This window comes from Nitrosomonas sp., from assembly GCF_021731985.1.
Lineage (GTDB): Bacteria > Pseudomonadota > Gammaproteobacteria > Burkholderiales > Nitrosomonadaceae > Nitrosomonas.
The window spans coordinates 21,437-27,436 of record NZ_JAKFWH010000020.1 but is presented as its reverse complement, the minus strand read 5'-3'; the positions used below and the strand labels follow the sequence as shown (position 1 = coordinate 27,436).

General features: G+C 45.4%; 6 protein-coding genes. 3 read left to right on the top strand and 3 right to left on the bottom strand.

Annotated elements, in window-relative coordinates; all coding sequences use genetic code 11:
- Positions 1-1,514: DNA repair protein RecN (gene recN, locus QZ942_RS02755; protein ID WP_292993115.1), on the bottom strand; the 1,514-nt coding region annotated here is incomplete at its 3' end.
- Positions 1,515-1,536: 22 nt separating this feature from the next.
- Positions 1,537-2,409, bottom strand: coding sequence for an NAD kinase (locus QZ942_RS02750; protein ID WP_292993114.1), 873 nt, complete (start codon positions 2,407-2,409; stop codon positions 1,537-1,539).
- Between the two features lie 298 nt (positions 2,410-2,707).
- Between QZ942_RS02750 and hrcA the strand changes: the two genes are divergently transcribed.
- Together hrcA and hemH are read left to right on the top strand one after the other, a co-directional pair.
- On the top strand, positions 2,708-3,727 hold the full coding sequence (gene hrcA / locus QZ942_RS02745) for a heat-inducible transcriptional repressor HrcA (protein WP_292993113.1): 1,020 nt from the start codon (positions 2,708-2,710) through the stop codon (positions 3,725-3,727).
- 103 nt (positions 3,728-3,830) lie between these two features.
- Positions 3,831-4,916 carry a ferrochelatase gene (gene hemH / locus QZ942_RS02740; RefSeq protein ID WP_292993112.1) on the top strand — a complete coding sequence of 362 codons (1,086 nt, stop codon included), beginning with the start codon at positions 3,831-3,833 and terminating at the stop codon, positions 4,914-4,916.
- Between the two features lie 45 nt (positions 4,917-4,961).
- On the opposite strand, the gene smbP is transcribed toward hemH, so the two are convergent.
- Positions 4,962-5,306, bottom strand: a complete 345-nt coding sequence (gene smbP / locus QZ942_RS02735; protein ID WP_292993111.1) for a small metal-binding protein SmbP — start codon at positions 5,304-5,306, stop codon at positions 4,962-4,964.
- A 376-nt stretch (positions 5,307-5,682) separates the two neighbouring features.
- Here smbP and QZ942_RS02730 point away from each other — a divergent pair, with 376 nt between their 5' ends.
- Positions 5,683-5,997, top strand: coding sequence for a hypothetical protein (locus QZ942_RS02730; protein WP_292993110.1), 315 nt, complete (start codon positions 5,683-5,685; stop codon positions 5,995-5,997).
- Positions 5,998-6,000: the final 3 nt, after the last annotated feature.

Genomic DNA, 6,000 nt, shown 5'->3' with positions numbered 1-6,000 from the left:
TTAACGACTTGCCATTGCTGGTCTCCCGTTGCGGCCACTTGCGGCAAATGTGTAATGCATAATACCTGGCGTTCTTTTCCCAGTTTCTTTAATAAATTACCGACAGTTTCAGCAACTTGTCCGCCAATCCCAACATCAACTTCATCAAAAATGAGCGTTGGCACCACACCAACTTTGCTGGTTATGACTTGTATTGCCAGACTGATACGTGACAATTCGCCGCCCGAGGCTACTTTTGCCAGAGACCGTAACGGTAATCCTTTATGTGCTGCAACCTGAAATTCAATCTGCTCCAAACCATTCGCATTACCCTGCTCCAGTGACGTCAATGCCACAGAGAATTCCCCTCCAATCATTGCAACCATCTGCATCGCAGCACTCACCTGCTGGGATAATGCTTTACTGGCTTTTTGACGTGCGGCGCTTAATTCTTTAGCTTGTTTGTGATACTCAGCCTGCGCATCGGCTTCAAGTGCTTGTAAATGACTGATATCTGAATCTGAACCCAACGTTTCCAGTTGATGCGTAATCGTCTCAAGCAATTGCGGCAGCTCTTCCGGTGTAACACGAAATTTTCTCGCTATTGTATGAACCGCTAACAGCCGTTGTTCAATATCTTGTAAAACCTGAGGATCCAAATCCAGGTGCTGGTGGTAGTGTTTCAGTTCGTAAACACTTTCTTGTAATTGAATTTGCGCCGAATCCAAAAAATCGGTGATTGTTTTAAGCTGACTATCATACTCAAGCAAATTTTGCAGTTGCCCATTCACGGTATTAATCTGTGCCAGTACCGCATTTTCACGCTCGGATAAGACATCTATTCCCATTTCCGCCGCTGCCTGTAAAGCAGCCACATGAGATAACCGGCTTTGGTCTGCCTGCAATGCCTGCCATTCTTCAAGCGTAAAATTTAGCGCTGATAATTCGTGCCGCTGCCAATCAAGTTGTTCGCGCTTGTCACGTGATTCCACCGCTCGTTGTTCCATCGCAATTCTTTGCTGATAACACTCTTGCCAGTTTTGGTAAGCCGTTTTGACCGCGCGCGCCAAATCACCGCACGCGGCAAAGGCATCAAGCAGTTCACGTTGCGCATCTTTCTGCAACAGAGACTGGTGTGCATGTTGGCTGTGGATGGCTATCAGATATTCGCCTGCACTGCGCAGTTGCTGCAATGTCACCGTGTGCCCATTGATATAGCTGCGCGAGCGGCCGTTGGATTCAATAATACGGCGCATCAGACAACTATCAGGATCACCCTGCAAATCATTTTCTTCCAGCCAATGCAGTAGCCCCGGCAAACGGCTGATATCGAATGTCACATTGATTTCAGCACGCTCACAACCCAGGCGTATCTGACTGGTATCGCCGCGCTCCCCCAAAGCAAGCATCAGTGCGTCGATCAGAATGGATTTTCCCGCTCCCGTTTCTCCGGTCAACACCGTGAAGCCGGGCATAAAATCCAGTTCAATCCGGTCAACAATGACAAAATCTTTGATGGCCAGGTGTTTTAGCATAATTGCACATTCTGTGGAGTCATCAGGGAAATTCACTCCAACCCAGTTTTTCTCTTAGCATCCGATAATAACTGTGATTCACCGAATGTAACAGCCGCACTGTTTTGGGAAAACGCCGCACGACAACACTGTCCGTCTGCTCCAGATCATAACAAGAATGACTGTCACAATTAATGCGCACATTGACCGCACTTTGCATCTGGATTTCAACACTGGCATCCGGCCCGATGACAATCGGACGGTTGCTGAGCGTATGCGGGCAAACCGGAACCAACGCAATCAGATCCAGACTGGGGTGTAGGATGGGGCCACCAGATGATAGCGCATAGGCTGTTGAACCGGTCGGCGTGGTTACGATCAATCCATCAGAACGCAGTGTATTCACATATTCGTTATTGACCTTCACCTCAAACTCAATCATGCCACTGCTCATGCCGCGATACAGCACTACGTCATTAAGTGCCAAGCTACCGAAAACACTGGCGCCGTCACGAATAATTTCAGCATATAGCAACATGCGACGTTCCGTGGTGTAATTTCCTGCCAGTATTTCATCAAGTGTTTCAAACATGGTGTCCACGGATAAATCTGTGAGGAAACCAAGCCGCCCTTGATTAATACCGATTAACGGCACATCATATGAAACCAGCATGCGGGCGATATTTAACATCGTACCGTCACCACCCACAACAACGGCGAGATCGGCCTTCTCACCAATTTCTTCCAGGGACAGCACTGGATATTTGTCACTACAAATATGTGATGCTGTGAGATGATCAAGCAAGATCTTATGGTTCTTCCTCGTTAGATACTCGGCAAGATTGAGAAGCGGTATCGCGATTTCCGGATTCTTATGTTTACCGATCAACGCAATAGTTGTAAATGGCGAATTCATTACTTGGGTTATCGTTGGCTATTATTGATTGTATTGGGATTAGAATTAAATATAAACGTTAAATTACCGTTAAAAAATAGGTTAGTTAACAAGCCAGCCAGGCAAAATTGTATAAATAGCCTTTTACACACACTCAACCTGAAATATTAAATTTCCTAGAAAAACACCTTAATTCACACTAAAACTCAAATCCATAGCGGATATGCCGGTATCCGGAAAGTTTAGCATAGATGAGATGAGACAAAATTACTGCTTACAACCAAACTATGAAACCTGTTGATTCGTGTAGAATTACACCATGTTAAATGAACGTGCTCAAATATTATTAAAAACACTGGTAGAACGATATATCCACGAAGGTCAACCCGTTGGTTCCCGTGCTCTTTCAAAGTTCTCCGGATTGGATTTAAGCCCTGCAACTATCCGTAACGTCATGGCAGATCTTGAAGAAATGGGATTGGTGACCAGTCCGCACACTTCAGCCGGAAGAATCCCAACTCCCCAAGGCTATCGTCTTTTCGTCGACACATTGCTAGTGGTCAAAACACTGGATAAAGTTGAACTGAATCATCTGGAAAATCAATTACACCCTGACAATCCTTCGCGTTTGATCAATGTCGCTTCGCAATTGCTTTCGGAACTAACCCGTTTTGCCGGTGTTGTCGTAACGCCCAAACGCAAAGGCGCTGTATTTCGCTATATTGAGTTTATGGCCTTATCAGAAAAACGCATTTTGCTGATCATCGTAACGCCGGAAGGAGATGTGCAAAATCGCATTATCTTTACCAATATACCTTACAGCCAATCCGATCTGATTGAAGCCGGAAACTTTATCAATCAGCACTATGCAGGCTGCACTCTGGATGGAATTCGCGGCCGTCTGGATAACGAACTCAAACAATTGCGCAGTGAAATGATCATTCTGATGAGTGCAGCCATTGAAGCGGGCGGTGATGCCGTCAATGAAAGCAGTGAAGCAGTGGTCTTGGCCGGTGAACGAAATCTGCTTCAGGTTGAAGATTTATCGGATAATCTAATCAGTCTGAAAAAATTATTTGAATTGTTCGAACGTAAAACCAAGCTGTTACAGTTACTCGAATTAAGCCGACAAGCACATGGCGTCAAGATTTTTATTGGTGGAGAATCCGATGTGGCATCGCTGGAAGAATTCAGTGTAGTGACGGCACCTTATGAAATTGAAGGAGAGATCGTCGGTACAGTCGGTGTTATCGGCCCCCGGCGCATGGCATATGAACGTATCATTCCGATTGTCGAGATTACCGCAAAACTCCTTTCCAGCGGCTTATCACAGCATTAATCCAATATGTTTTAGCGATACACTCGTCGCTGATATTATTGAAACATCGCTGCTTCACAGAAATTTATTACCTTAAACAAATTAGACTCTCATACTTATAACTATGACTTCCAAATCCATCTATCAACACGGATCGCCGAATCGAACCGGTGTGCTACTCATTAATCTGGGAACACCTGATGCACCGACTGCTCAGGCACTGCGTCCTTATCTACAAGAATTCCTCAGTAATCCTCGGGTAATTGAAATACCCAGACTGATCTGGTGGCCCATCCTGCACGGCTTTATATTACCTTTCAGACCTAAAGCATCGGCTGAAAAATATGCAAAAATCTGGATGCCGGAAGGCTCTCCGCTCAAGGTTCATACCGAACGGCAAACAAAATTACTGCGGGAAGCATTACAGGCACAGCTGCAAAACCCGCCCATAGTTGAATACGCCATGAATATAGGAAAGCCTTCTGTTGCAACAGTTATGACAAAAATGCAAGAACAGGGTTGCGAGCGCATTCTCGTCATTCCACTCTTTCCTCAATATGCTGCCAGCAGTACTGCTGCTGCGATGGGTAATGTTTTTTCGGTATTAAACCGGATGCGCAATTTACCCTCCATTCGTACCGTTAAGCAATATCATGATCATCCGGGCTATATCGCAGCACTAGCACAGAATGTTCAGGATTACTGGGGCGTACATGGCCGTCCTGACAAACTGATTATTAGCTTTCACGGCACCCCGCGCGCAAGCCTGGATAAGGGTGACCCCTACCACTGTGCCTGCCAAAAGACGGGACGATTACTGGCTGAAGCATTGGCTTTAGACCCAAACCAATATTCCGTTTGCTTTCAATCACGCTTCGGCAAAGCCAAATGGCTGACACCATATACCGCGGTAACACTGGAGCAACTGGGCAAGGAACAAACACAACGTGTCGATGTGATATGCCCGGGCTTTGTATCCGATTGCCTAGAAACTCTGGAAGAAATTGCCATAGAAGCGAAAAACACTTTTATACAGGCGGGTGGCAAGGAATTTCATTACATTCCCTGCCTCAATGAACGTAGCGACTGGATCCGGGCGCTGGCCGATATTACCTGCACGCATCTGCAAGGATGGCTGGATATAGCAGTTACCGAGGAAGCAGCGCAATTATCCAGGAAACTGGCATTAGAAATGGGTGCGAAAGACTAGAGATTCCCCCTCGGCAAAGCCGAGGGAATTATTGATTTTGAACAATCAATGACCGGATTGGCGCATATGTTTCATGGCTTCTTCAGTATGCTTGGCAGATTCAGGTCCATGCCCCATATCAGCATGTTTAATCGATTCTTCCAAATGCTTGATCGCTTCATCCATATGCTTATGCGATGCCGCATGGTCATCTCTTGACGCCTTAGCATGCGCTAAACTGTCTTTGGCATGCTGGAGCGCGTCTTTGGCATGCCCCATTTCTCCATGCGCTTGGGCTTTGCCTGCATGCTCCATCGCTTCTGAGGTATGCCCTGCATCAGATGCCCAAACCTGAGTACTCATAAAAAATACCAATGTTCCTGCTGCAATCGTTGTTGATATAGCTCGCATGATAATTACTCCTGTCTTAACAACATGTTAATAATATGAACACTTCTGGGAAGATCCCAACAGCCGGACTGCAACTTCGAGGAAAAACCTGCAACACACCTCTCGAAGTTAATCAGTTCAGCACATTCTCAGTATATACCCAAACCTTATTCTTTCGTACCAATGTTCCAAATGGTTGATGTGCATCAATTGTTGTTTCGATCATCATCAATCTTTCTGCATTACAAAATTTAAAAAAACTACTCTCTCAATTTTTTATTCGCGATCTTTTGCAATATCTCGACATCTTTCTTTATTCAGTTTCCATTCATACCGCCTGTGTAAATTAACACCAACAGGAATGAATCTAAGCCGATTAACTGAAAGGAGATATAAAATGGAAATCCCAGAAAAAACAATGTTGGCCAGCGTTTTAATCATGGTGTTATTAGCATTTACGTTAGCAGCGCCCACATTAGCGCAAGCGGGCAGAGATCATCATGGCCATCATCGTCACGGCCATCACCACCAAAAACACCACAACCATTTGAATGGATACAATTATGTTTATAGTCAACCTCGTGGCTATAACCGGTCATACTACCCGCAACCACGGTATAACTATTACTATCCAGCACCGGTTTATGGCGCTCCTCCTCATGGAATGATGGGCATTGATACCGGAAATGCGAGCTTTATGTTACGCTTCTGAAAC